This window comes from Microbacterium sp. GQ128, assembly GCF_059758615.1.
In genome coordinates this window covers 105,326-131,097 of sequence record NZ_JCAXDY010000001.1, presented here as the reverse complement: position 1 = coordinate 131,097, position 25,772 = coordinate 105,326, and the positions used below count along the sequence as shown (strand labels likewise).

The window sequence follows — 25,772 nt, the reverse complement described above, 5'->3', positions numbered from 1 at the left end:
TATCAGAACTTCGGATGCGGCAGGAAGTCGGATTCGGGCCTGCCGGAGCTGTGGATAACTCGAACGGGCATCCCGTCCCCCGAGTTAGCGTGACCGGGTGATCTCCCCGATGCCTTCCTTCCGCTCCTTCGCGCGCGCTGCTGCCGTCACGAGCGCTCTCCTCCTGCTCGTCGGCTGCACGCCGGATCCCTCTCCGTCTCCCACGCCGACGCCCGCCTTCGCCTCGGAAGAAGAGGCCTTCGCCGCCGCCGAGGCGACCTATCGGGCATACACCGCTGCATCCAACGATACGGATCTACACGATCCGCGTTCATTTGAGTCTGTGTATCAGTGGCTTCGAGGAGAAGCGCTCTCGGCTGCGAAGGAGAACTACAGCAATTTCAACGCAAGTGGCATTTCCCGCACGGGCGACACCACCTTCGATTCGTTCACTCGCGTTTCCTACGACGAAGAGCTCGTGACAGCTCGCCTCTGTTTGGATGTATCAGACGTCGAGCTCCTCGACGCGAACGGTGTTACGGCCGTGCCAGCCGATCGTCCCCCTCGACAAGCGCTCGAGGTGCAATTCACAGAGGCTACGACGAGCTCCGGGCTGGCGATCTCTTCCACCATCTCTACGCGGGCGATCGAATGCTAAGAGTTCGCGCTCTACTAGTTCTTGCTCTGATCACGGGGGTCGTGGCGTCCGGACAGTCAGACTCTCCGCCACCTCAGGCAGGAATCGATGACGCTTGGGCATCAAACGTTAACAACACCGTTGTTGTCTCCGCCTCCAAGACGGTCTCCCCCCGCGAGTCCTCGTCGCTGCCCGATTTTCACCCCGACACACGGACGACCGCCAAACCCGAGCCCTGTACGACCGACCCCGTCCGCCAGGCGTCCTGCAACATCACCGCTGAGCGGGTGACGAACGACGAAGGTCGCCCCCTCACCATGACCGACGTGGCACAGTTCGCCCCTGCTCCCGCCACCACCGTCGGGGAGCCGGGCAATGTCGGCATCGCGGGCATGCCCGCGAACTTCGTGGCGGCGGCATCCGTGCACACCCGCGCGGGGACGCTGTTCGACAGACCGACCAGCGTGCGGTTCACCCCGGTCCGCTTCAGCTTCACGTACGGCGACGGCGCGACGACGACGACGAACACCGGCGGGCGGTCCTGGGCTGCGCTCGGTCAGGCGCAGTTCACGCCGACGCCGACGAGCCATTCGTATCGCGAGCGCGGCACCTACTCGGCGCACGTCACCGTCCACTACACCGCCGAGGTCGACATCGGCGGTGGATGGTTCCCGATCGACGGCGAACTGTCCATCGACGGCCCCGCGCGGCAGATCCGTGTCTACGAGGCGGAGACCGCTCTCGTCGCGCGCACCTGCGCCGAGCAACCCGGCGCGCCCGGTTGCTGACCGCGGACCGACCGCGCTCTACGCTGAGTCCATGACCCGCGCCGACCGCCTCATGCTGCTCGACACCGCCAGCCTCTATTTCCGCGCCTTCTACGGGGTTCCCGACAAGGTGACGGCGCCCGACGGCTCGCCGATCAACGCGGCGCGCGGTCTGCTCGACATCATCGCCAAACTCGTCACCCTGTACGAGCCGACGCACGTGATCGCCTGCTGGGACGACGACTGGCGCCCGCAGTGGCGTGTCGACCTCATCCCCAGCTACAAGACTCATCGCGTCGTCGAAGTCGTGGCCAGCGGGCCCGACGTCGAGGAGGTGCCCGACCCGCTCGAGGCGCAGATCCCGCTGATCCGCGAGACGCTCGCCGCCATCGGCATCCCCATCATCGGCGTCGCCGAGCACGAGGCCGACGACGTGATCGGCACACTCGCGACCGATGCGACGATGCCGGTCGACATCGTCACGGGCGACCGGGACCTGTTCCAGCTGGTCGACGACGCCCGCGACGTCCGCGTCATCTACACCGCTCGCGGCATGAGCAACCTCGAGGTCGTCACCGATGCGACCGTCGTCGCCAAGTACGGGGTGCTTCCTTCGCAGTACGCGGACTTCGCCACGATGCGCGGCGACGCCTCCGACGGCCTGCCCGGCGTCGCGGGCGTGGGAGAGAAGACGGCGGCGACGCTCCTGCAGACCCACAGCGACCTCACCGGCATCCGTGCCGCGGCGGAGGCCGGCGAGGGGATGAGCGCGGGCGTCCGGGCGAAGATCCTGGCGGCTTCGGACTACCTCGAGGTCGCACCGACCGTGGTCGCCGTGGCGACCTCGCTGCCGATCAGCGCACCCGATATCCCGCTGCGGGTTCTCGCCCCCGCCGAAGTAGACGCCGCAACCGCCCTCGCCGAGAAATGGAACCTCGGCGGTTCGATGACGCGCGCGGTCGCGGCCGTATCGAAAGCCGCCCTGCGAGCCGATTGATCGAAGTAGCGGCGCCGACTCACCCCGCCCAGGCGAGCAGCCGCGAGAGACCCCAGGTCGTCACGATCCGCGACGGGGGTATCCCCGCCCGTTCGGCGCGCTCTGCGCCGTGATCGAGCAACGACAGCTGTCCCGGCGCGTGCGCATCCGAATCGATCGAGAACAGGCACCCCGCGTCGAGCGCGATGGCGATCAGCTCGTCCGGAGGGTCCTGCCGCTCCGGACGCGAGTTGATCTCCACCGCCACACCGTTCTCCGCGCACGCGGCGAAGACGGCGGCAGCATCGAACGCCGACGGCGGACGCGTTCCCCGGTCGCCCTGCACGAGCCGCCCCGTGCAGTGCCCGAGCACGTTCACCCGCGGATGCGAGACGGCCGCGATCATGCGCGCCGTCATCGGCCGTGCGTCCATGCGCAGCTTGGAATGCACGGAAGCCACGACGATGTCGAGTTCCGCGAGCAGGTCGTCTTCCTGATCGAGCGTGCCGTCCTCCAGGATGTCCACCTCGATGCCGGCGAGCAGGGTGAAACCCTCGCCCGATTCAGCTCGCACCAGGGGCATCTGCTCCCGAAGACGTTCGGCAGACAGACCGCGCGCCACCCGCAGTCGCGGAGAGTGGTCCGTGATCGCCTGATATTCGTGCCCCAGCGCCCGCGCGGCCGCAGCCATGACCGGGATCGGAGTGGTGCCGTCGGACCAATCGGTGTGCGCGTGCAGGTCGCCTCGCAGCTTGGCACGCAACACCGAGACGCGCTCCGGCTCGACGTCGCCGCGCAACTCGACCAGATAGTCCGGCACCTGCCCCGACTGCGCCTGGCGGATGACGGCGAACGTGGATTCGCCGATCCCCTTGGCTGCACGAAGCCGCGTGGGATCGGTCTGCACATCATCCGGCAGGTCCTGCAATGTCGCGGCGGCCTGGCGGAAAGCCTTCGCGCGATACCGCGACGCGCGCTCGCGCTCCAGGAGGGAGGCGATCTCGAGCAGCGCGTCGACGGGGTCCACGGTCACTCCTGGGCTGCCGCCAGCTCGCGACTGACGCCGATCCACTGATCGAGCTTCGCCAGGGCGCGACCGTCGTCGACGGCCGCAGCAGCCTTGTCGTACCCCGCGCGCAACCGCTCGAGGATGGGCCGCTGCACCTGTGTCGCGTCTTGCGAGAGCTCGAACGCGACGATGCCGGCAGCGGCGTTGAGGAGCACGATGTCGCGCACCGCGCCGGTCTCCCCCGCGAGCGTGCGCCGCAGCACCTCGGCATTGTGCTGCGGCGAGCCGCCGATCAGGTCGGCGAGGTCGGCGATCGGGATGTCGAGGTCGCGCGGGTCGAGGTCGTGTTCGTGGATATCTCCCCGCGTGACCTCCCAGATACGGCTGTGTCCGGTCGTCGTCAGCTCGTCGAGGCCGTCATCGCCGCGGAAGACGAGTGCTGTGGCGCCACGCGTGCGGAACACGCCCGTGATCAGAGGGACGCGTTCGATCTGCGCCACCCCGACGGCATTGGCTTCTGCCCGAGCCGGGTTGCACAGCGGACCGAGCATGTTGAAGACGGTCGGCACCCCGAGCTCGGCTCGGACGGAGCCGGCGTGCTTGAATCCGGGATGGAACGCCCCGGCCCACGCGAAGGTGATACCGGTGCGGTCGAGGATGGATGCCACGTCCGCGGGGTCGAGCGATAGCTCCAGACCGAGCGCTCCGAGCACGTCGGAAGACCCGGAGGCGGAGCTGGCCGCACGGTTGCCGTGCTTCACGACCGGCACTCCCGTGGCGCCGATGATGATCGCCGCGGTCGTCGACACGTTAACGGTGCCGACGCGATCCCCACCCGTTCCGACGATGTCGAGCACGTTCGGTGACACCGGCAGCGGCACCGCGGCTTCGAGGATCGCATCGCGGAAACCGACGATCTCGTCGATCGTCTCGCCCTTCGCGCGGAGAGCGACGAGGAAACCGGCGAGCTGAGCCTCGCTGACCCCGCCCTGCATGATCTGACGCATCGCCCACGTGGACTCCCAGACACTGAGATCGCGGCGCTCCAGCAGGGAGGTGAGCACGTCGGACCAGGTCAGCGAATCAGGCATGTGTGCGATCCTATCGGCGCGGAGAAAACGCGGAGAAAACATGCAGATGCTTCCGCACGCATGCGCAATTCGCCCCCACCCCCTGTTTCCCGCGGATTCACCGGGTATTCGCAGTGTTTTCTTAGGGTCCCCTAAGTCATCGGAGGGCGATTCGAAGGCCGCGGGTGCAAGAATCACGCCCGAGGATCGGCCATAATGGAGGGGTGACGACCTCAGCGACGTATGCCCCGGCGGCGAGAACGATTAAGCGGCCCAACCCGGTAGCTGTCGGCACCATTGTGTGGCTCGGCAGTGAGGTGATGTTCTTCGCGGGACTCTTCGCGATCTACTTCACCCTCCGCAGCACCTCTCCGGAGCTGTGGGCAGACCGGACCGAGCTGCTGAACGTCCCGTTCGCCGCAGTGAACACTGCGATCCTGGTCCTCTCCTCGTTCACGTGCCAGATGGGTGTGTTCGCGGCAGAAGACCTGCAGCCCTACAAGATCGGCAAGGGGCAGAAGAACGGCGCCGGACGCCGTCGCCTCTTCGGCTGGGGAATGGTCGAGTGGTTCTTCCTCACCTTCGCCCTCGGCGCGATCTTCGTCTCCGGCCAGGTGTGGGAGTACGCACAGCTGGTCGCTGAAGGCATGCCGATCAACGCCGACTCGTATGCCTCCGCCTTCTACCTGACGACCGGCTTCCACGCCCTCCACGTCACGGGCGGCCTCGTCGCGTTCCTGCTCGTCATCGGACGCGCATACGCCGTCAAGAACTTCCGGCACAAGGAGGCGACCTCCTCGATCGTGGTGTCCTACTACTGGCACTTCGTCGACGTCGTCTGGATCGTGCTGTTCCTCGTTATCTACTTCCTGAAATAAGAGCGGAGCTGATCCCCGAGATGGCACGAGAGAAGAAGCGCCGTTCCAGCGGTCGTCGCAGCCCTTTGGCGGCGGCCGCGCTCATCGGCGCAGGCCTCATGATCACCGGCGCCGTGTACGCCGGTGCATCGGCTGCGTTCGCCGCATCCGACACGCAGACCGCGTCGACGCAGCTGACCGTCGAAGACGGCGAGAAGCTGTTCCAGGCGAACTGCGCCACCTGCCACGGCCTCGACCTGCAGGGCACCGCCAACGGCCCCAGCCTGTACGGGGTGGGTGAGCTGGCCACCGAGTTCCAGCTTTCCACCGGCCGCATGCCCCTGCAGATGCAGGGACCGCAGGCTCCGCAGAAGACGCCGCAGTTCACCGAGGACCAGATCCTCGCGATCTCGTCCTTCGTGCAGTCCGAGGCTCCTGGCCCGACGTTCCCTGCCGACCACATCCTGGACGGAGAGGGCGACGTCGCGAACGGCGCCGAGCTGTTCCGCGTCAACTGCGCGATGTGCCACAACGTGGCCGCCGCCGGTGGAGCACTCACCGAGGGCAAGTACGCTCCTGGACTCCAGGAGACCAGCGCGCTGCACATGTACGCGGCCATGGTCACCGGCCCGCAGAACATGCCGGTCTTCGGCGACATGAACCTGTCCGACGAGGACAAGCGCGACATCATCTCGGCGCTGCTCTTCCAGCAGCAGTCCGTGCAGATCGGCGGATTCTCGCTCGGTTCGCTCGGGCCGGTCTCCGAGGGCCTGTTCGTGTGGATCTTCGGAATCGGCGCGCTCGTCGCCATCACCGTGTGGATCACGGCGAAGTCCAACTGACGCTTATTCATCGAAGAGGAACGTACGAGGAGCACCATGGCACACGACGACGACTCGCAGGCTCTTGACAGGGCCTACCAGCCCTCTCCGGGGCTGGGTGTCGCAGTCAGCGATCCCGTGCAGAACCCCGGGCTTCCGCCGCACCGCGAGCGGATGACCGACAAGGACCCGCGCGCTGAGAAGGCCGCTGTCCGCACTGTCTACACGCTGTTCTACCTCTCGCTCGCCGGCAGCATCTGGGCGGTCGCCGCCTACATGCTGTTCCCGATCGAGAGCGGCGCGCTCATCGACATCCGGCAGAACAACCTCTTCATCGGCCTCGGCATCGCCCTCGCGCTGCTGGCCCTCGGCATCGGTGCGATCCACTGGTCCAAGGCGCTCATGTCCGACAAGGAGTTCGTCGAGCACCGCCACCCCACCCGGGGCAAGGATGCGACCCGGGAGGCGGCCGTCCAGGCCTTCGCCGACGCGAACGAGGAGTCCGGCTTCGGACGCCGCACCGTGATCCGCAACTCGCTGTTCGCTGCCCTGGTCGCCTCGATCATCCCCGGTGTCACGCTCTTCCGTGGCTTGGCACCGCACTCGACCCCGGATGACCCCACTGCGGGCGACCCGGTCGTGCTGCTCAAGCACACGATGTGGGAGAAGGGCGCACGCCTCGTCCGCGACCCGGACGGCACCCCGATCCGCGCCGCGGACGTCACCCTTGGATCCGCGTTCCACGTGATCCCGGAGGAGCTCGCCACGCTGAGCCACCACGACGGCTACCTCGAGGAGAAGGCCAAGGCCATCGTGCTGATGATGCGTCTGCGCCCCGAGCAGCTGATCGAGGCCGAGGACCGCAAGGACTGGTCCTACGACGGAATCGTCGCCTACTCCAAGGTCTGCACGCACGTCGGATGCCCTGTGGCTCTGTACGAGCAGCAGACCCACCACCTCCTGTGCCCGTGCCACCAGTCGCAGTTCGACGTCACGGACCACGCAAAGGTCATCTTCGGCCCGGCGGCTCGTCCGCTGCCGCAGCTGCCCATCACCGTCGATGACGAGGGCTACCTGGTCGCACGCAGCGACTTCAAGGAACCCGTCGGCCCGAGCTTCTGGGAGCGCCATTGAGCACCGCAACGCTGTCCAAAGACGACAAGGACACCAAAGCGCCCCTCGGCGGTCGCTTCGTCGGTGCCGCGTCGAACTACATCGATGAGCGCACCAGCCTCTCGGGCTTCGTCAAGGAGCTCGGACGCAAGATCTTCCCCGACCACTGGTCGTTCATGCTCGGCGAGATCGCGCTGTGGAGCTTCGTCGTCGTGTTCCTCTCCGGAACCTTCCTGACGTTCTTCTTCCAGGCATCGATGGTCGAGACCCACTACACCGGCGCCTACGCCCCGATGCGAGGCATTGAGATGTCCGCGGCGCTCGAGTCGTCGCTGCACATCTCGTTCGACCTCCGCGGCGGTCTCCTGGTCCGCCAGATCCACCACTGGGCAGCGCTCGTGTTCATCGCCGGCATCGGCGTGCACATGCTTCGCGTGTTCTTCACCGGTGCGTTCCGCAAGCCGCGTGAGCTCAACTGGGTGATCGGCTTCATCCTGTTCATCCTCGCGATGGCAGAGGGCTTCACCGGCTACTCGCTCCCCGACGACCTGCTCTCGGGTAACGGCCTCCGCATCATCGACGGAATGATCAAGGGTCTCCCCCTCATCGGCACGTGGACCTCGTTCCTCCTCTTCGGCGGCGAGTTCCCCGGCACCGACATCGTGGGGCGTCTCTACACACTGCACATCCTGCTGCTGCCGATGATCGTGATCGCCCTCATCGTCGTGCACCTGATGCTCATGGTCATCAACAAGCACACGCAGTTCGCCGGCCCCGGCCGCTCGAACGACAACGTCGTGGGCTACCCGATGATGCCGGTCTACATGTCGAAGATGGGCGGCTACCTGTTCATCGTGTTCGGCGTGATCGTGATGATCGCGACCTTCTTCCAGATCAACCCGATCTGGAACTACGGTCCGTACGACCCGTCCCCGGTCTCCGCCGGCACCCAGCCGGACTGGTACATCGGCTTCGCCGACGGCGCGCTTCGTCTGGCACCGTCGAACTGGGACATCGTGTTCCTCGATCGCACGTGGTCCTTCGGAATCATCGCGCCCGTGCTGGTGCTCGGCCTGTTCATCGTGGTCGTCGCGATCTACCCGTTCATCGAAGCGTGGGTCACCGGCGACAAGCGCGAGCACCACATCGCACAGCGTCCCCGCAACGCGGCTACGCGCACGGCCATCGGCGTCGCCGGCGTCGTCTTCTACGCCGTCCTCTGGGCAGCGGCATCGTCCGACCTCATCGCGACGCACTTCATGCTCACGATGGAAGGCGTGATCCACACGCTGCAGGCGCTGCTCTTCCTGGGCCCGATCCTCGGATACTTCGTCACGAAGCGCATCTGCATCGCGCTTCAGAAGAAGGACCGCGAGATCGTGCTGCACGGCTTCGAGTCCGGCCGCATCGTGCGCCTTCCCGGTGGCGAGTTCATCGAGGTCCACCAGCCGGTCGACAAGTACGACCGCTGGAAGCTCATCGATGTCGACTCCTACGAGCCCCTCGTGGTTCGCCCCAACGCCAAGGGTCGCATCCCGTGGACGGAGAACCTTCGTTCCTCGATCTCGCGCTGGTTCTTCGAAGACCGTCTCGCCCCGCTCACGCAGGCCGAGGTCGAGGCAGCCGACGCACACCAGCACCACGTGACGGCTCAGAACGACGAGACCGAGGCTGCGGAGATCCAGGGCGCTCATGAGCGCGCCGGCTTCCCTGACGCCCCCCTCACGGTCGGTGAGACCCACGTCGACGAGACGGCGAACACTCCGAGCACCGTGATCTCCACGGAGCCCGTGAAGAAGCCTCGCAAGAAGGACTCGGAGGACGGCGAGTAGCCGTGACTCCCCCACTGATGAAGGCCTCGTCCACCAGGACGAGGCCTTCATTGTTGATCCGTGAATGAGAGGATCGAATCATGTCTTCCGTCGTCCAGCTGATCCGTTCCACCACCCTCGCCGACGCGCCGTACGCCTATGCAGCGACCGCTCCCGTCGGGGCGCGACTCATCTTCCTCGCCGGTGCTTGTCCGCTCAACGATGACGGCACCACCGCAGCGCCCGGCGACTACGCCGCGCAGGCAGCCCGGTGCATCGAGACCCTCAAAGGTGCACTCGAGGTCGCTGGAGCCTCGCTCACCGATGTGACCAGCACGCGGGTGCTGGTGGCCTCCTCCGCGCAGGCCGACCTCGTCACGGCTTGGGATGTGATCCACGCCGCTTTCGGCGCCCACGACGTCCCCAGCACCCTCTTGGGTGTCACCGTCCTCGGTTACGACGACCAGCTCGTCGAGATCGAAGCCATCGCCGCCGTCGCTGGAGAGTGATGGAGATCCGGATACGTCCTGCACAGCAACCGGATGACCCGGCGATCGAGAAGATCGAACTCGCCGCAGACGCCTTGCTGGTCGATCTTTTCGCCGCCGTCGACTGGCCTCCGCCGACCAGCGCGCAGGACCGGGCGTCGATGCCCGGATTCGTGCTCGTCGCCGAGCCCGATGATGTCGGCACTCCATCTCCCGAGCCCGTCGGTTTCGTTCACGTCCTGGAGATCGACGGACACGCTCATCTCGAGCAGCTCTCGGTTCTCCCCTCCTTCGGGCGTCGCGGAATCGGCCGTCGACTCGTGCGGGCCGCGCTCTCGGAGGCTCGTCGCCGGGGGCACCGGAAGATCACACTGCGCACCTACCGCGATGTCCCGTGGAACGCCCCCTTCTACGCCTCCGCCGGATTCTCCGTCACCGAGCCCGACTCTCCCCTGCTCCGCTCCCTCATCGACACGGAGACCGCTCTCGGGCTCTTCCGATACGGCCCTCGCGTGCAGATGGCGGCGACTCTCTGAGGGGACGACGCTGACGGTATTCGCTCTCTGCGCGACAGGAATCTGCTCGGATCAGGGGACGGCCTCGTCCTAGGCTGAGATCATGATCGATCGCGCCGACTTCTACGCCGCCAAGCTCGCCTACGAGACGGATCCCAGCGATGTCCACGCCGCGCTCAAGGCCGGCGAGGACGTCATCGTCGTCGATGTCCGCTCCGAGGAGGCGTGGACGCAAGGCCGGGTGGCCGGCGCCGTGCACATGCACTACAGCGAGATCGCGTCTCGCGCCCGGTCCGAGGTGCCGGAAGGAGCGGACGTCGTCGTCTACTGCTGGAGCCCGGGCTGCAATGCCGGAGCGAAGGGCGCCCTCGAGTTCGCCCGACTCGGCTATCGGGTCCGCGAGATGATCGGAGGCTTCGAGTACTGGGTGCGCGAGGGCTACCCGGTGCAGGATGCCGATGGCGTCCATCACCGCCCCGTGGATCCGCTGACCGGTATCGCACGCGTCCGTACTCGCGCCTGAACGCGGACCCCTCATGACACGAAGAAGGCCCCCGGACGAATCCGGGGGCCTTCTTCAATGCGGCTGTCTCAGCGTGCGAAGTTGCCGCGGTAGTACTCGTACACCCAGCCGACGATCGCGACGACGAAGATCGCGAGTCCGATCGGGAGCAGGAAGTGACCGACGGCCAGGCCGACGACGAAGACTCCCGCCGAAGCCGCGAGAACGATGGGCCACCAGGACCACGGGCTGAACTCGCCGAGCTCGGGGTCACCATCGTCGATGTCAGCGGTGAGGATGTCTTCCGGCAGCTCACCGTTCTGCGCCTTGTGCGTGCGGTCGAGGTAGAACGCGACCATCGCCGCCATGAAGGCTGCGAAGAACAGGGCGACAGTTCCGACCCACTCGATACGCATCGCGAAGTTGTCGGACGGAGTGACCAGGATGTGCCAGCCGGTGTAGACGACACCGACGAGGGCGAAGAACGCCGTCAGCACCCACCAGAGAATGACGTTGTCGCGCATGACTTAGTGGGCCTCTCGCTCGCCGGGTGCCGTGGTCGCGAACTCGGCAGCCTCCGGGTGATTCAGATCGAACGCAGGACGCTCGCTGCGGATGCGCGGGATCGACGTGAAGTTGTGCCGCGGCGGCGGGCACGACGTCGCCCACTCGAGCGATGCGCCGTAGCCCCACGGGTCGTTGACCGTGACCTTCGGAGCCTTGCGGGCCGTGATCCAGACGTTCAGGAAGAACGGCAGCATCGAGGCGCCGAGGATGATCGCTCCGATCGTGGAGACCTGGTTCTGCCAGGTCCAGCCGTCGGCCGCCGAGTAGTCCGCGTAACGACGGACCATGCCGTCGACACCCAGCCAGTGCTGGATGAGGAACGTCATGTGGAATCCGATGAACAGCATCCAGAAGTGCACGTAGCCGAGACGCTCGTTCAGCATGCGACCGGTCCACTTCGGCCACCAGAAGTAGAAGCCGGCGAACATGGCGAACACGACGGTACCGAACACCACGTAGTGGAAGTGAGCGACGACGAAGTACGAGTCGGAGAGCGCGAAGTCCAGCGGCGGGGCCGCGAGGATGACACCGGTCAGACCACCGAAGACGAAGGACACGAGGAAGCCGAGGGCGAACACCATCGGAGTCTCGAAGGTCACGGACCCTCGCCAGAGCGTGCCGATCCAGTTGAAGATCTTCACACCCGTCGGCACGGCGATGAGCATCGTCATCAGCGCGAAGAACGGCAGCAGCACCGAGCCGGTCACGTACATGTGGTGTGCCCACACGGCGACGGAGAGGGCCGCGATGGCGATGGTCGCATAGACCAGGGTCTTGTATCCGAAGATCGGCTTGCGGCTGAAGACCGGGAAGATCTCGGAGACGATGCCGAAGAACGGCAGCGCGATGATGTAGACCTCGGGGTGCCCGAAGAACCAGAAGAGGTGCTGCCACAGCAGGACTCCGCCGTTGGCCGGGTCATAGATGTGCGCGCCGAGGATGCGGTCGGCGGCAGCGGCGAAGATGGCTGCTGCCAGCACGGGGAACGCCATCAGGATGAGCAGGCTCGTGATGAGCGTGTTCCACGAGAAGATCGGCATGCGCCACATGGTCATACCAGGAGCACGCATCGTGATGATCGTGGTGATGAAGTTGACGGCACCGAGGATGGTTCCGAAACCGGAGATGCCCAGTCCGACCATCCAGAGGTTTCCACCTGCACCCGGCGAGAACGACGCGCCCGCCAGTGGCTGATACGCGAACCAACCGAAGGAGGCCGCTCCCTGCGGGGTGAGGAACCCGGCGACCGCGATGGTCGAGCCGAAGAGGAAGAGCCAGAACGCGAAGGCGTTCAGACGCGGGAAGGCCACGTCGGGAGCACCGATCTGCAGCGGCAGGATCGCGTTGGCGAAACCCGCGAACAGCGGCGTCGCGAACATGAGCAACATGATCGTGCCGTGCATCGTGAACAGCTGGTTGTACTGCTCCTTCGTCGGGACGATCTGCATGCCCGGCGCGAAGAGCTCGGCGCGGATGACGAGCGCCATCACACCACCGAGGAGGAAGAACAGCACGGATGCGATCAGGTACATGTACCCGATGGTCTTGTGGTCGGTGGAGGTGATCCACTTGACGACGATGTTGCCCTTCTGCTCCACGCGCGAGGAGCTCATCAGAGCGGCCTGGCGGGCGGGCAGAGTGGTGGGACGCGACCTGGGGGTCTCGTCGGTACGGGGAGCTTCTGTGGTCGACATGACTTACTCCCCTCCTTCCTCGGTGTCGGTCTTCGCGGTCGTTCCCGGGAAGTTCGCGAGACGGTCGTACGCGTCGGTGATGTCGCCCGTGTTGCCCTTCTCCTCGAGCGACTCGAGGTACGCGTCGTAGTCGTCCTGAGAGACGACCTTCACGTTGAAGAGCATCATCGAGTGATACTCACCGCAGAGCTCGGCGCATTTGCCGGCGTACTCGCCCTCACGGGTGGGGATGAACGACCAGGAGTTGTCCTTCCCGATGAACATGTCCTTCTTGTAGAGGAAGTCGATGATCCAGAAGGAGTGGATGACGTCGCGGGATTGCAGGTCGATCGTGACCTTCTTGTCGACCGGCAGCACCAGGGTCGGCAGCTGCGACTGGTCGATGTTGCCTTCCGCATCGGGCTGGGCCTGGATGCCCATGGTCCACACGGCGTCGGAGTTGTCTTCCTCTTCGCCGTCGTACTGGAAGTCCCACGCCCACTGCTTGGCGATCGCGGTGATCTCGACGTCGGGGTCGTCCCACTTGGCCTCGATCTCGGTCTGATCCCGAGCGGTGAAGAAGAACATGCCCAGCACGAGGATGAGCGGCACGATCGTGTAGAAGATCTCGATCGGCATGTTGTAGCGCATCTGCACCGGGAGGCCGGTCTGGCCCTTGCGGCGGCGGTACGCGATCGCGGCCCACGCCATCAGGCCCCAGGTGATGATGCCGACGGCGAGAAGCACGATCCAGGAGTTCACCCAGAGCGACGAGACACGCTCGGTCTGATTGGTGGCTGCGGGGCCACCCTCCACGAAGCCCGGAAGAAAGCCGTTCAGCTCGGTGGGAGAGCATCCCGCCAGGGCCACGGCTGCCACGACTCCCACAGGGAGTGCGGCCCAACGAAGGCTGCGTTTCGAGGGCACGATGCACCTTTCAGATCGCGAACAGAGCACACCCAAGTCTAGGGCAAGCTCACACCTGATTCATGCCAACCACGCAGGTTCCGAAAGCGGAACGGCCGCCGTCACCAGTGGTGACGGCGGCCGATCCGGCAGACGGAAGATCAGTGGAAGCTGTCGCCGCATGCGCAGCTGCCCGCTGCGTTGGGGTTGTCGATGGTGAACCCCTGCTCGGAGATCGTGTCCTTGAAGTCGATCGCCGCACCGTCGAGGTACGGGACGCTCATGTTGTCGATGATCACCTCGACGCCGTCGAAGTCGACGGTCTCGTCGCCCTCGAGGTACCGCTCGTCGAAGTAAAGCTGGTAGATCAGGCCCGAGCATCCGCCGGGCTGCACGGCGACGCGCAGACGGAGATCGTCGCGGCCTTCCTGCTCGAGGAGGTTCTTCACCTTCGTGGCGGCAGCGTCGGTCAGGGTGACGCCGTGTGCGCGGGTGGTCTCTGGGGAGAGTGTGGTGTCGCTCATGTCGCTCCTTGTGACGGGCCGCAGGTGCACGGCTTCTCGGATGATTCTACCGCCGCAGATCCTGTGAGGCTCAGAGTTCCGCCGCATTCATACGGGTGAGCAGCAGCGCCTCGGTCGCAACCGCGTGGCGGAACGTGTCGAGGTGCAGCGACTCGTTCGGGCTGTGCGCGCGAGAATGCGGGTCTTCGACGCCGGTGACGAGGATCTGCGCGGACGGGAACTCCCGCACCAGGTCGGCGATGAACGGGATCGAACCGCCGACACCCAGATCGACGGGCGGGACGCCGTAGCCGTCGCGCATCGCATCGCGCGTCAGCTGCACCGCCCACCCGCTGGTGTCGACGAGGAAGCCATCGCCCAGGTCGACATCCGAGAACGTCAGCTCCGCGCCGAACGGGGCGTGTGCCCGCAGGTGGCTCTCGAGGGCGTCGTACGCGTCCTGTCCCGTCTGCCCGGGCGCGACGCGCGCACTGATCACCACCGTGACCTCGGGAAGCAGCGTGTTGGACGCCGCGGCCACGCTCGTCGCGTCGATCCCGATCACGGTCACCGCGGGCTTGTTCCAGATCCGGCTGAGGATCGTGCCGTCGCCGATCGGAGTCGTGCCGGGCAGGAGCCCTGCCTCGTCGCGGAGCGTCGCCTCGGTGTAGTCGGGGGTGGGGGCGTCGCGCTCGGTCATTCCGGCGACCGCCACCGAACCGTCGGCGTCCCACAGCGTCGACAGCAGCTTCACCGTCGTCATCATCGCGTCGGGCACCGCACCCCCGAACATGCCCGAGTGCGACGCGTGGTCCAGGGTCCGCACGCGCAGCGTGAAGCGGGCGTTGCCGCGGAGAGAAACGGTGAGACCAGGGGTGACGGAATCCCAGTTGCCGGAGTCGGCGACCACGATGGCATCGGCACGAAGTGCATCCTTGTTGTCGGAGAGGAACTGGGCGAACGAACGGGACCCGTACTCCTCCTCCCCCTCGATGAACATCGCGATGCCGAGGTCGAGGTCATCGCCGAGCACCTCGTGCACCGCTCGGATCGAGGCGATGTGCGCCATGATCCCCGCCTTGTCATCTGCGGCACCACGCCCGTAGAGGCGCCCGTCTCGCACCGTCGGCTCGAACGGCGGGGTCTCCCAGAGTGCGTCATCCCCCGGAGGCTGCACATCGTGGTGTGCGTAGAGCAGGATCGTCGGCTTGCCGTTGCGGGCCGCGCGCGTGGCGAGGACAGCCGGCTGTCCCTGCTCATCGGTGCCGGGGATCGCTGCGCGCAGCACCCGAACGTCGTCGAAGACTCCGGTGTCCGAGGCCAGCGCTGCCACGGCTTCCGCGCTGCGCTCCAGCTGGGTCTGGTCGAACGCGGGCCAGGCCATCCCGGGAATGCGCACGAGGTGGCCGAGGTCCGACAACGCGGAGGGGATGCCGGTCGCCACGGCCTCGAGGACAGCGGCATCAGGCTCACGGGGAGGAACAGGAGAGGTCATGCGAGTAATCTTAAGGTGATCCCCCGCAGCGAACCGAGGAACTCCGTGGCCACTACCCCTGTCTCCCCTTCGACGAACGACGACGCCTCCGAGACGCCAGCCGTCGGAAAGGGACGCGCGACGCCGACCCGTGCGGAGCAGGAGGCTGCTCGTCGCCGCCCCCTGGTCGCCAACACCAAGGAAGCCAAGGCAGCTGCCAAGGCCGAGCTCAACGAGCGCCGAGCCAAAGCGCAGGCCGGTATGGCCGCCGGCGAGGAGAAGTACCTCCCCGTCCGCGACAAGGGCCCCCAGCGTCGTTGGGTGCGCGACTACGTCGACGCGGGCTGGCACCCCGCCGAGTTCGTGATGGGCGTGATGGTGCTGGTCATCCTCGCCTCGCTGCTGCCCACGAACATGATGATCTCGTTCTATGCGTACGCGGTGATGATGGGCTACCTGGTGATCGCGATCGGCGGCATGATCCTGCTGAGCATGCGGGTCAAGCGCAAGGCCGCGGCGAAGTTCGGCAAGGAGCGCCTCGAGCGCGGCCTCGGCTGGTACGCGGCGATGCGGGCCCTGCAGATGCGATTCATGCGCCTGCCGAAGCCGCAGGTCAAGCGCGGGCAGTACCCCGACTGACCAGTCCCCTGTTGATCTCGCGGCCCCAGAACGGACCGCGGTACAGGAACGCCGTGTAACCCTGCACGAGAGTGGCGCCCGCTTCCAGACGCTCCTGCACATCGGCAGGCGTCTCGACTCCGCCGACCGCGATCACGCAGAAGTCGGCGGGCACCGCAGCGCGCACGACGCGCAGCACCGCGAGCGAGCGCTGCTTCAGCGGCGCACCCGACAGACCGCCGGCACCGGCAGCCTCCACTTTCGCCGCGTCCGCGAGCAGGCCGTCTCGACTGATCGTCGTGTTGTTCGCGATGATGCCCGCGAGACCTTCGGCGACCGCCAGCTGCGCGATCGCGGCGATCTCCTCATCCGGCAGGTCGGGGGCGATCTTGACGAGCAGCGGGGTGGCGCCGGCGGCCTGCTTGACCGCGCGCAGGAGTGGGGCGAGAGTCTCCACCGCCTGCAGCCCGCGCAGCCCCGGCGTGTTGGGAGACGACACATTCACCGCGAGGTAGTCGGCGAGCGGGGCGAGGCGGGTTGCGGAGGCCACGTAGTCGGCGGTCGCGTGCTCCACGTCCACCACCCGGCTCTTGCCGATGTTGACTCCGACGACCGTGTCCGGGGCACCACGACGCAGGCGGGCGAGACGGCGTGCTGCTGCATCCGAGCCGGCGTTGTTGAAGCCCATCCGATTGATGACCGCGCGATCGGCGATGAGCCGGAACAGCCGCGGCTTCGGGTTGCCGTCCTGCGGAACCGCCGTGATCGTCCCGACCTCCACGTGTCCGAAGCCGAGCGCACCCAGACCACGCACCCCGACCGCGTTCTTGTCGAACCCGGCCGCGATGCCGAACGGCGAGGGGAAGGTGAGACCGAGCGCCTCGACGCGCAGCGAGGGGTCCGGGCGCGTCATCGCGCGCGTCGCCCAGGAGAAGGGGGGCACGCCCAGAACGCGGATCACCGCCATTCCGGCGTGATGGGCGAACTCGGGGTCGAAGCGCGAGAGGACAGCGCGGAAGAGCAGCGGATACATCCCTGCCAGATTACCGGTCCGCGGGCTCCTGCTTCGTGTGGTCGGCGCGCAGGTCGGTGATCGCTGCCTCGAAGTCCTCGAGGGAGTCGAATGCCTGGTAGACACTGGCGAAGCGCAGGAACGCGACCTCGTCGAGCTCACGCAGCGGACCCAGGATCGCGAGACCGATCTCGTTCGCGTCGAGCTGCGAGACACCGGTCTGGCGGACGGCCTCCTCCACCCGCTGCGCGAGGATGGCGAGGTCGGCTTCGGTCACGGGCCGCCCCTGACACGCTTTGCGCACGCCGGAGATGACCTTCTCGCGGCTGAACGGCTCCATGACGCCGGAGCGCTTGATGACGTTGAGGCTCGCCGTCTCGGTGGTCGTGAACCGGCCCCCGCATTCCGGGCACTGACGACGCCGTCTGATCGAGAGCCCGTCGTCGCTGGTGCGCGAGTCGATGACGCGGGAGTCGGGGTGACGACAGAAGGGGCAGTGCATCTGACCGATCCTACGCGCTGAAACGCGCCTCGATCGCCTCACCGTGCGCGGGGAGCACCTCGGTTTCCGCGAGGGCGACGACACCGGCGCGAACCTCGGCCAGCGCGGCGCGGTCGTAGGAGATCACCTGCTGCGGGCGCAGGAACGTGTAGGACCCGAGACCCGGCGCGTAGCGCGCCTGACCGCCGGTCGGGAGCACATGGTTGCTCCCCGCCATGTAGTCGCCGAGGCTGACGGGAGTCTGGTCGCCCACAAACACCGCACCGGCGCTGGTGAACGTCGCAGCCGCATCCTCGGCGTCGACGAGATGCAATTCGAGGTGCTCGGGAGCATAGGCGTTACTGAAAGCCGTCGCCATGGCACGGTCGTCGACGAGGACGATCGCGGATTGCGGACCGCCCAGAGACGCGGCGACACGCTCTCTGTGGCGTGTGACCGACGCCATACGCGCGACCTCGACGGCGACCTGATCAGCGAGCTCGACCGCATCCGTCACCAGGACGGCGGAAGCCTGCTCATCGTGCTCCGCCTGGCTGACGAGGTCCGCAGCGATGAGTCGCGGGTCGGCCTCGGCATCGGCGACGACGAGGATCTCCGTCGCGCCGGCCTCGGAATCCGTGCCGACGACGCCGGCTACGGCGCGCTTCGCAGACGCGACGTAGTTGTTGCCGGGACCGGACACCACATCGACCGGGTCGAGGCGCAGCGACGGAACACCATGCGCGAACGCGCCGATTGCGCCGGCTCCCCCCATGGCGTAGACCTCGGTGACGCCCAGCAGGGCGGCGGCCGCCAGAATAGTCGGGTGGATTCGCCCTCCCTGATCGGCCTGCGGTGGCGAAGCCAGCGCGATCTGCTCGACACCTGCCACCTGTGCGGGAACCACGTTCATGATCACACTCGACGGGTAGACCGCCTTGCCGCCCGGGATGTAAACGCCCACGCGGTGCACGGGCTGCCACCGCTGCAGAATGCGGGCCCCGGGGCCGATCTCGGTGGTCCGAGCCGTCGGCACCTGGGCTTCGGATCCGCGGCGCACGCGGACGATCGCCTCTTCGAGCGCGGCACGGACGGCTGGTTCGAGGGATGCGAGGGCCTCGGCGATGTGCTCCGCAGGAACGCGCACCTCGTGACCGGCCACCCGGTCGAACTGCTCGGCCTGCTCCCGGAGCGCCGCTTCACCACGGACGCGCACGTCCTCGACGATGCGTGCGGCGGTGTCGAGCGCCTCCGCACGCGCCTGTGCGGCGCGGGGTACGGCCGCGAGCATGTCAGCGGGCGAGAGCTCGCGCCCCCGCAGGTCGATCGTGCGCATTTCAGCCCTTCGAGATGTCGGAGATGTCGTGGAGGTAGCCGATCCGTCCGTCGTCATGTCGGACGACATAGGCACCTCCACGGTCCTCGATCACGAGTGCCCAGGCGCTCGGCCCGATGCGGAACAGCGGCTCTCCCCGCTCGTCATGCACATCCCGTTCGGAGGCGGCGAGAATCCAGAACGGCTGCGCGGCGGGCGTCGTCTCGCGCGGGTTCGTCGCATCGAGATCCGGGTCGGCATCGGCCAGGCCCTCCACGATGCGGGGCTCGTTCTCGGCTGTGACATCGCCGGTCTCATAGGTCGCCGCCGTCTCGAGCAGCGACTCGATGCTCCCGGTGTCCGAGACGATCTCGGGCTCCTGTCCGCGGGAACGACGTGAATACGCGGGCGTGTACTCCTCGTCGGAAGCGTCGTGATCCGTCCCGACTCCGCCCCCGGACGCATGCGCCGTGAGGGGAACCTGCTCCGCGAGGTCGAATCGCGCGATCTCGTCCGTCGCCTGTCGGCCGGTCGTCTCGTCGTCGAGGTCGGTCACGGGAGGCAGTGCCGATCCGTCTACCGTGACATCGGCCGGAGTGTCACTGGTGGCCGCGGTCGATTCCGCGACGGGCGCGGGCTCAGGGCGTGGGCGTGCGATCACCGGTCGCACCGGATTGGCATTGCGATGGGCGAGCGTGACGAGGCGGCCGTGGAAGTCCTCTTTCAGGCCCGGAATGATCGGGGCGAAGACGGTGAGCACGACCAGCGCAAGAGAGGTGATGACCATCCCCACGCCGTTCCACGGGAGCCCCCAGTAGCCGGTGGCGATGAGCCCCGAGATCGAGAGCCACAGGTTCCCGACCCAGACGACAGCCGCGACGGAGAACGTCACCGAGGCGAACTGATCGATGCCCAGCGAGCCCACCCGGCGGATGCCGTCCGGCGAGAAGCGGCGCAGCACCAGGAGGAACACCGCCACGGTCGGAAGCGCGATCGGAAGGATCCACTGAATGCCGACGCCCCACAGCGACAGGCCGCCGGTCAGCGGGAAGAACGAGAGCACGAACGAGACCACCCACACGCCCACGATCAGCAGTTCACGCAGGGTGAATCCGAGGATGCCGTACTCAGGAGTCACCTCGTCGTCGTAAAGCACACCGTCGTCGTCGCTGAAGATCGAGTCCTCGGGGTCGGACTCGGGAAGGTCGGGTTCGGAGGTGTCCGTACTCATGATGGTCCTTTCGTCACAGTGCTCGACGGGAAGTTTCGCCGTGCTGTCGACGGCTCACGATCCTACCCGCTCACCCCAGACAGGTGGGTCCGAGCAGCGACTTGAGGTCGCCGAACAGGTCTGCCGAGACCTTGACGGGCATCGGCACTTCGAACACCTTCGCGGTGCCCCCGCGGTGCACTCGGAGCAGCACCTCGGTGTCGCCGTTGTGCCGGCGAAGGACCTCGGCGAGCTCCGTCATCACGCGTTCCGTCGCACGCTGCTCGGGGAGGACGAGCGCCAGCGGACCCGCGGCATCGAACGATCCGATGTCGGGTGCGAACGCCGATTGGGCATGGAGGTTGAGCCCGTCGTCCCGACGCGAGACGCGCCCGCGGACAGCGAGGATCGCATCCTGCTGCAGCGTGTGCTGGAACTCGGTGTAGGTCTTCCCCATGAACATCACGGTCACCTCACCGTTGAAGTCCTCGACGGTGATCATGCCGTAGGGGTTTCCGCTGGCCTTGGCGACGCGGTGCTGCACGCTGGTGACGAGCCCCGCGACCGTCACCTGGTCGCCGTCCTGGAGGTCCTCGGAGTTGTTGAGGTCGTGAATCGAGATCGACGCGTGCTTCGCCAGTGGAACTTCGAGCCCCGCGAGCGGATGATCGGAGACGTAGAGCCCGAGCATCTCCCGCTCGAAGGCGAGCTTGTCTTTCTTGATCCACTCCGGACGGGCGGGCACCTTGGCGGGCGCCGCCTCTTCCATGCCGTCGTAGAGGCTGTCGAAGTCGAAGCCGATCGCACCCTGGGCCTCGTTGCGCTTGCGGTCGACGGCCGCCTCGACCGCGTCCTCATGCACATCCATGAGGGCCCGTCGCGTGTCTCCCATCGAGTCGAAGGCGCCGGCCTTGATCAGCGACTCGACGGTGCGCTTGTTCGAGACGTGCAGCGGCACCTTGTCGAGGAAGTGGTGGAACGAGGTGAACCGCTCGTCCTTTCGAGCCCGCACGATGCCGTCGACGACGTTGCTGCCGACGTTGCGCACAGCGCCGAGACCGAAGCGGATGTCGTCGCCGACGGCCGCGAAGTAGTTGATCGAGTCCGACACATCGGGCGGGAGCACCTTGATACCCATGCGGCGGCACTCGTTCAGGTACAGCGCCATCTTGTCCTTGGAGTCGCCGACGCTGGTCAGCAGCGCCGCCATGTACTCGGCGGGATAGTGCGCCTTGAGGTAGGCGGTCCAGTACGACACCAGACCGTACGCGGCAGAGTGGGCTTTGTTGAAGGCGTAGTCGGAGAACGGGAGCAGGATGTCCCAGAGTGCCTTGATCGCCGCCTCGCCGAATCCGCGCTGCTTCATGCCGCCCGCGAAGCCCTCGTACTGCTTGTCGAGCTCGGACTTCTTCTTCTTTCCCATGGCGCGGCGCAGGATGTCTGCCTGTCCTAGGCTGAACCCGGCCACCGCCTGGGCGATCGCCATCACCTGCTCCTGGTAGATGATGAGGCCGTAGGACTCCTGAAGGATGTCTGCCAGCGGCTCCTCCAGCTCGGGATGGATCGGGGTGATCTCCTGAAGACCGTTCTTGCGCAGCGCGTAGTTGGTGTGCGAGTTCGCTCCCATGGGCCCGGGACGGTACAGGGCGATGAGGGCCGAGATGTCACCGAAGTTGTCGGGCTTCATCAGGCGCATCAGCGAGCGCAGCGGCGGGCTGTCGAGCTGGAAGACACCCAGAGTGTCGCCGCGCGCGAGCAGCTCGTACACGCCCGGGTCGTCGAGGCCGAGGTGCTCGAGGTCGAGCTCCTCGCCACGGTTCGTCCGGATGTTGTCCAGCGCGTCCGAGATGATCGTGAGGTTGCGGAGCCCCAGGAAGTCCATCTTGATCAGACCGAGCGACTCGCACGACGGGTAGTCGAACTGCGTGACGATCTGGCCGTCCTGCTCGCGCTTCATGATCGGGATGATGTCGAGCAGCGGGTCGGACGACATGATGACGCCGGCGGCGTGCACGCCCCACTGCCGCTTCAATCCCTCGAGCCCGAGCGCGCGGTCGAAGACCGTCTTCGCCTCGGGGTCGGTCTCGATCAGCGCACGGAACTCGCTCGCCTCTTTGTAACGGGGGTGCGCAGAGTCGAACATCCCGTCGAGCGGCATGTCCTTGCCCATGACGGGCGGCGGCATCGCCTTGGTCAGGCGCTCCCCCATGCTGAACGGGAAGCCGAGCACACGACCCGCGTCCTTCAGAGCCTGCTTGGACTTGATGGTGCCGTACGTGACGATCTGGGCGACGCGCTCCGAGCCGTACTTCTCGGTGACGTAGTCGATGACCTCACCACGACGCCGGTCATCGAAGTCGACGTCGAAGTCAGGCATCGAGACGCGGTCGGGGTTCAGGAACCGCTCGAAGATCAGACCGTGCTCGAGGGGGTCGAGGTCGGTGATCTTCATCGCATACGCGACCATGGAACCGGCACCGGAGCCACGGCCGGGACCGACGCGGATGCCGTTGTCCTTGGCCCAGTTGATGAAGTCGGCGACGACGAGGAAGTACCCGGGGAAGCCCATCTGCAGGATGATGCCGGTCTCGTACTCCGCCTGCTTGCGCACCTTGTCGGGAATGCCACCCGGGTACCGGTAGTGCAGACCCGTCTCGACCTCTTTGATGAGCCAGCTGTCTTCGGTCTCGCCGTCCGGCACCGGGAACCGCGGCATGTAGTTCGCCGAGGTGTCGAACTCGACCTCGCAGCGTTCGGCGATCAGCAGGGTGTTGTCGCACGCTTCGGGGTGGTCACGGAACAGCTGCCGCATCTCGGCCGCGGTCTTGATGTAGTAGCCGTCGCCGTCGAACTTGAACCGGTTCGGGTCGTCCATGGTGGAGCCCGACTGGACGCACAGGAGCGCCTCGTGCGCGTCGGCCTCGTGCTGGTGCGTGTAGTGCGAGTCGTTGGTGGCGACGAGCGGGATGTTGAGGTCTTTCGCTAGCCGGAGCAGATCGGTCATGACCCGTCGCTCGATGGAGAGACCGTGGTCCATGATCTCGGCGAAGTAGTTCTCCTTGCCGAAGATGTCCTGGAACTCTGCGGCCGCCGCCCGTGCCGCGTCGTACTGCCCGAGCCGGAGTCGTGTCTGCACCTCTCCCGACGGGCACCCCGTCGTCGCGATGATCCCCTTGCCATAGGTCTGGAGCAGCTCGCGGTCCATGCGCGGCTTGAAGTAGTAGCCCTCCATGCTCGACCGGGAGCTGATCCGGAAGAGGTTGTGCATGCCCTCGGTGCTCTGGCTCCACATCGTCATGTGGGTGTAGGCGCCTGAACCGGAGACGTCGTCGCTCTTCTGGTCGGGCGAGCCCCACTGCACGCGCGTCTTGTCGCTGCGGTGGGTGCCCGGGGTCATGTACGCCTCGAGCCCGATGATGGGCTTGATGCCCGCGTTCCGCGCCGCGTTGTAGAACTCGAACGCCGCGAAGGTGTTGCCGTGATCGGTCACCGCGATGGCCGGCATGCCGTATTCGGCGGCCGCCTGAGTCATCGCATTGATCTTCGCCGCACCGTCCAACATCGAGTACTCGCTGTGCACATGAAGGTGGACGAAGGAGTCGGATGCCATGCCTTCGAGTCTACGGCGGAGCCCCGACACCGGAGGTCGGTGTCGGGGCTCTCCGGCGGTCGATCGAGAGTCGCTACGGACCCGAATTCGCGATGGAGACGGTATACGTCGTCCGAATGTCGGGCACGTCTGTGGGCACCATGTCCCCCGTCGCGCCGGCCTGACGGTCGTAGCGCACGGTGTGCACGGTCACCCACCCAGTCGATTCGTCGACGATCAACTTCTCCGTCCGCGGAGAGTACTGTTCTCGGCGGAGCTCGAAGCTCACCGTCCCGTCGTCCGACGAACTCGTCTGAGCGAGGCCACTCAGCGTCAGTGCACCCACGTACGCCTTGCGGACATCGGCCGGTGCGAAGTTCGACAGCAACGTGGACGTCATGTTCTCGAGGAGCGCATCGTCCGTCTCCTCCGGGCTGGACGTCCATGTGCCGACGACCGCTCGTAGATGATCGAGAAGCGCTCGCGGTTCCCGTGGAAGGTCGGCGTAGTACTCCGTCGACCCCACAGGCGGAAAAGCGTCGCCCGCCAGCCCACCCGTGCTCGATGTCTCCCCTATCGTGCTGTCCTCCGGCATGATCGTGTTCCACGCCTGGTCCTCATCCGGACCCTGCGCCCCCGGGAAGAGCTCCACCCTCTCGGCCTTCGGACCGTGCACCTGATACCAGTCGCCTGAGCGATCCGCCGGAACATACTGCTCCTCGCGATCGCGCGCGAGCAGAGCCGAGACGGGCGGAGACGACGACTCGGACATCCAGGCCCACGGGAACGCCCCGCCCGACGAGGCTCGATAGTGCAGACGTTCGGTGACGCCGACGATGCGGAGGTACTGCCCCGCTTGCGGCGTCGTACCGGGAAAAGGCTCGGTCGCTCCGGTTCCCGAGGTCGGGGAGGGCTGCGGACTCGGCGTCGCCGGCTGCTGCGGCGTCACCGTGGGTGTCGGAATCGCCTCGACACGCGGAGGCGGCGCGGTCTCTTGTGTGAAGACCACCACTGCCGTGGCCACCGCAGCCGTGGCGGCCACGGTGCCGGCGATCAGCAGGGTTCGAAGCGCGAGACGTCTGCGATTCTGCTCCCTGCTCTCGTCGATCCCGCTCAGAAGGCGAGCACGCGCCGCGGCTACACGGTCGTCCGTGAGGCTCGCGCTCGTGTTCACCTCACGCACGCGTTCGAAAACGTCCATCGACCTCTCCTTCCTTCCCGCTCATAACTCGTTCTCGGCGGCTCCCCCTGCTCGGGTCGAGTCGAGTCCGTATTCGGTTCATTCGCGAACGGACGGTTCCCACAGGCACGCCGAGGGCGACGGCGACCTCCTCATACGTCAGGTCTCCCCAGGCGTAGAGCAGCAGCGTGTCCCGTTCCTTCGCCGATAGCGCAGCGATGCGGGGCGCCAGCTCCCGGGTGGAGATCTCGGCGTCGAGGCGGGCGATCGTCCCCTCGAGGTCGCCGAGCGAGACGTGCTCCTCGCGGTTCGCTGACTCCACACTGGAGCGGTGGTGCTTCGCCTCCCGAGCTCGGTGTTTCTTGATCAACCGCGAGGCGATGCCGTACAGCCACGGCAGCGCGGAGTCCCACGCCGCGTCGAAAGACTTCCGCCGCGCGAAAGCGACCAGGAACGTCTCGCTGAGGATGTCCTCACCGGCATCAGGACCGAGGCGGCGAGCCGCATATCGACCCACCGATCCCGCGTGCCGATCGAACAGTTCAGCGAAGGCTCGGGGTTGCCCGAGCGACCGCTGAATGATCTCGCTGTCTGTGCTCACACTATGTATTGCCCTTGAATCGCCAAACGGTTCGAAATTCTCTTGGGCCTACCGGCGAGTCTACGGCGGAGCCCCGGAACCGGAGGTCGGTGCCGGGG

At 66.5% G+C, this 25,772-nt stretch carries 25 protein-coding genes; 11 read left to right on the top strand and 14 right to left on the bottom strand.

Features of this window, described 5'->3' with window-relative positions; all coding sequences use genetic code 11:
* Positions 1-97: 97 nt before the first annotated feature.
* The 3 genes from AC6CHX_RS00630 (at position 98) to AC6CHX_RS00620 (ending at position 2,380) form a co-directional block, all read left to right on the top strand.
* A complete protein-coding gene (locus AC6CHX_RS00630; RefSeq protein ID WP_498271261.1) occupies positions 98-637 on the top strand; it encodes a hypothetical protein in 540 nt (179 codons plus the stop codon).
* Positions 638-903: 266 nt separating this feature from the next.
* Positions 904-1,404, top strand: a complete 501-nt coding sequence (locus AC6CHX_RS00625; RefSeq protein ID WP_498271260.1) for a PKD domain-containing protein — start codon at positions 904-906, stop codon at positions 1,402-1,404.
* Positions 1,405-1,435: 31 nt separating this feature from the next.
* Entirely contained in the window at positions 1,436-2,380 is a 945-nt protein-coding gene (locus AC6CHX_RS00620) for a 5'-3' exonuclease (protein WP_498271259.1), read from the top strand.
* A 19-nt stretch (positions 2,381-2,399) separates the two neighbouring features.
* Here AC6CHX_RS00620 and AC6CHX_RS00615 read toward each other — a convergent pair whose 3' ends face one another.
* Positions 2,400-3,386, bottom strand: coding sequence for a PHP domain-containing protein (locus AC6CHX_RS00615; RefSeq protein WP_498271258.1), 987 nt, complete (start codon positions 3,384-3,386; stop codon positions 2,400-2,402).
* Positions 3,387-3,388: 2 nt separating this feature from the next.
* Positions 3,389-4,459 carry an anthranilate phosphoribosyltransferase gene (trpD, locus tag AC6CHX_RS00610; RefSeq protein ID WP_376106764.1) on the bottom strand — a complete coding sequence of 357 codons (1,071 nt, stop codon included), beginning with the start codon at positions 4,457-4,459 and terminating at the stop codon, positions 3,389-3,391.
* 203 nt (positions 4,460-4,662) lie between these two features.
* Between trpD and ctaE the strand changes: the two genes are divergently transcribed.
* The 7 genes from ctaE (at position 4,663) to AC6CHX_RS00575 (ending at position 10,566) form a co-directional block, all read left to right on the top strand.
* Positions 4,663-5,316, top strand: coding sequence for an aa3-type cytochrome oxidase subunit III (ctaE, locus tag AC6CHX_RS00605; RefSeq protein ID WP_029261593.1), 654 nt, complete (start codon positions 4,663-4,665; stop codon positions 5,314-5,316).
* Between the two features lie 20 nt (positions 5,317-5,336).
* Positions 5,337-6,137 (top strand): cytochrome bc1 complex diheme cytochrome c subunit, encoded by an 801-nt coding sequence (gene qcrC, locus AC6CHX_RS00600; RefSeq protein WP_136042154.1) that lies wholly within the window; start codon positions 5,337-5,339, stop codon positions 6,135-6,137.
* A 36-nt stretch (positions 6,138-6,173) separates the two neighbouring features.
* Entirely contained in the window at positions 6,174-7,250 is a 1,077-nt protein-coding gene (gene qcrA, locus AC6CHX_RS00595) for a cytochrome bc1 complex Rieske iron-sulfur subunit (protein WP_136042155.1), read from the top strand.
* Positions 7,247-9,061 carry a cytochrome bc1 complex cytochrome b subunit gene (qcrB, locus tag AC6CHX_RS00590; protein WP_452326861.1) on the top strand — a complete coding sequence of 605 codons (1,815 nt, stop codon included), beginning with the start codon at positions 7,247-7,249 and terminating at the stop codon, positions 9,059-9,061. Before qcrA ends, qcrB begins: the two co-directional genes overlap by 4 nt.
* Positions 9,062-9,141: 80 nt before the next feature.
* Positions 9,142-9,549 carry a RidA family protein gene (locus AC6CHX_RS00585; RefSeq protein ID WP_498271257.1) on the top strand — a complete coding sequence of 136 codons (408 nt, stop codon included), beginning with the start codon at positions 9,142-9,144 and terminating at the stop codon, positions 9,547-9,549.
* Positions 9,549-10,064 (top strand): GNAT family N-acetyltransferase, encoded by a 516-nt coding sequence (locus AC6CHX_RS00580; RefSeq protein WP_498271256.1) that lies wholly within the window; start codon positions 9,549-9,551, stop codon positions 10,062-10,064. The genes AC6CHX_RS00585 and AC6CHX_RS00580 overlap by 1 nt, the downstream gene beginning before the upstream one ends.
* Before the next feature lie 82 nt (positions 10,065-10,146).
* Positions 10,147-10,566 (top strand): rhodanese-like domain-containing protein, encoded by a 420-nt coding sequence (locus AC6CHX_RS00575; protein WP_498271255.1) that lies wholly within the window; start codon positions 10,147-10,149, stop codon positions 10,564-10,566.
* 68 nt (positions 10,567-10,634) lie between these two features.
* Here the strand turns inward: AC6CHX_RS00575 and ctaF are convergent, their stop codons facing one another.
* From ctaF to AC6CHX_RS00550, 5 genes are all read right to left on the bottom strand, one after another.
* Positions 10,635-11,069 (bottom strand): aa3-type cytochrome oxidase subunit IV, encoded by a 435-nt coding sequence (ctaF, locus tag AC6CHX_RS00570; protein ID WP_029261586.1) that lies wholly within the window; start codon positions 11,067-11,069, stop codon positions 10,635-10,637.
* A gap of 3 nt (positions 11,070-11,072) precedes the next feature.
* A complete protein-coding gene (gene ctaD, locus AC6CHX_RS00565; protein ID WP_205820323.1) occupies positions 11,073-12,806 on the bottom strand; it encodes an aa3-type cytochrome oxidase subunit I in 1,734 nt (577 codons plus the stop codon).
* 3 nt (positions 12,807-12,809) lie between these two features.
* Positions 12,810-13,712 carry an aa3-type cytochrome oxidase subunit II gene (gene ctaC, locus AC6CHX_RS00560; protein ID WP_136042160.1) on the bottom strand — a complete coding sequence of 301 codons (903 nt, stop codon included), beginning with the start codon at positions 13,710-13,712 and terminating at the stop codon, positions 12,810-12,812.
* A 140-nt stretch (positions 13,713-13,852) separates the two neighbouring features.
* Positions 13,853-14,215 carry an iron-sulfur cluster insertion protein ErpA gene (gene erpA / locus AC6CHX_RS00555; RefSeq protein ID WP_017830247.1) on the bottom strand — a complete coding sequence of 121 codons (363 nt, stop codon included), beginning with the start codon at positions 14,213-14,215 and terminating at the stop codon, positions 13,853-13,855.
* Between the two features lie 70 nt (positions 14,216-14,285).
* Positions 14,286-15,689: a dipeptidase gene (locus AC6CHX_RS00550; protein WP_376106781.1), complete on the bottom strand. Its 1,404-nt coding sequence runs from the start codon at positions 15,687-15,689 to the stop codon at positions 14,286-14,288.
* Between the two features lie 45 nt (positions 15,690-15,734).
* Between AC6CHX_RS00550 and AC6CHX_RS00545 the strand changes: the two genes are divergently transcribed.
* Positions 15,735-16,307, top strand: coding sequence for a DUF3043 domain-containing protein (locus AC6CHX_RS00545; RefSeq protein WP_136042162.1), 573 nt, complete (start codon positions 15,735-15,737; stop codon positions 16,305-16,307).
* On the opposite strand, the gene AC6CHX_RS00540 is transcribed toward AC6CHX_RS00545, so the two are convergent.
* The 7 genes from AC6CHX_RS00540 to AC6CHX_RS00510 form a co-directional block, all read right to left on the bottom strand.
* The gene (locus AC6CHX_RS00540; RefSeq protein WP_498271254.1) at positions 16,282-17,319 is read right to left on the bottom strand and encodes a quinone-dependent dihydroorotate dehydrogenase; all 1,038 of its coding nucleotides are present in this window, start codon (positions 17,317-17,319) and stop codon (positions 16,282-16,284) included. The genes AC6CHX_RS00545 and AC6CHX_RS00540 overlap by 26 nt on opposite strands.
* 10 nt (positions 17,320-17,329) lie before the next feature.
* Positions 17,330-17,800, bottom strand: a complete 471-nt coding sequence (nrdR, locus tag AC6CHX_RS00535) for a transcriptional regulator NrdR (RefSeq protein WP_136042164.1) — start codon at positions 17,798-17,800, stop codon at positions 17,330-17,332.
* A gap of 10 nt (positions 17,801-17,810) precedes the next feature.
* Positions 17,811-19,115: a histidinol dehydrogenase gene (hisD, locus tag AC6CHX_RS00530; RefSeq protein WP_498271253.1), complete on the bottom strand. Its 1,305-nt coding sequence runs from the start codon at positions 19,113-19,115 to the stop codon at positions 17,811-17,813.
* 1 nt (position 19,116) lies between these two features.
* Positions 19,117-20,325, bottom strand: a complete 1,209-nt coding sequence (locus AC6CHX_RS00525; protein WP_498271252.1) for a hypothetical protein — start codon at positions 20,323-20,325, stop codon at positions 19,117-19,119.
* Between the two features lie 70 nt (positions 20,326-20,395).
* Complete coding sequence (gene dnaE, locus AC6CHX_RS00520; RefSeq protein WP_498271251.1) at positions 20,396-23,914, bottom strand: DNA polymerase III subunit alpha; 3,519 nt, start codon at positions 23,912-23,914, stop codon at positions 20,396-20,398.
* A gap of 73 nt (positions 23,915-23,987) precedes the next feature.
* Entirely contained in the window at positions 23,988-25,094 is a 1,107-nt protein-coding gene (locus AC6CHX_RS00515) for a hypothetical protein (protein ID WP_498271250.1), read from the bottom strand.
* Complete coding sequence (locus AC6CHX_RS00510) at positions 25,069-25,674, bottom strand: RNA polymerase sigma factor (protein WP_498271249.1); 606 nt, start codon at positions 25,672-25,674, stop codon at positions 25,069-25,071. Before AC6CHX_RS00510 ends, AC6CHX_RS00515 begins: the two co-directional genes overlap by 26 nt.
* Positions 25,675-25,772 lie beyond the last annotated feature (98 nt).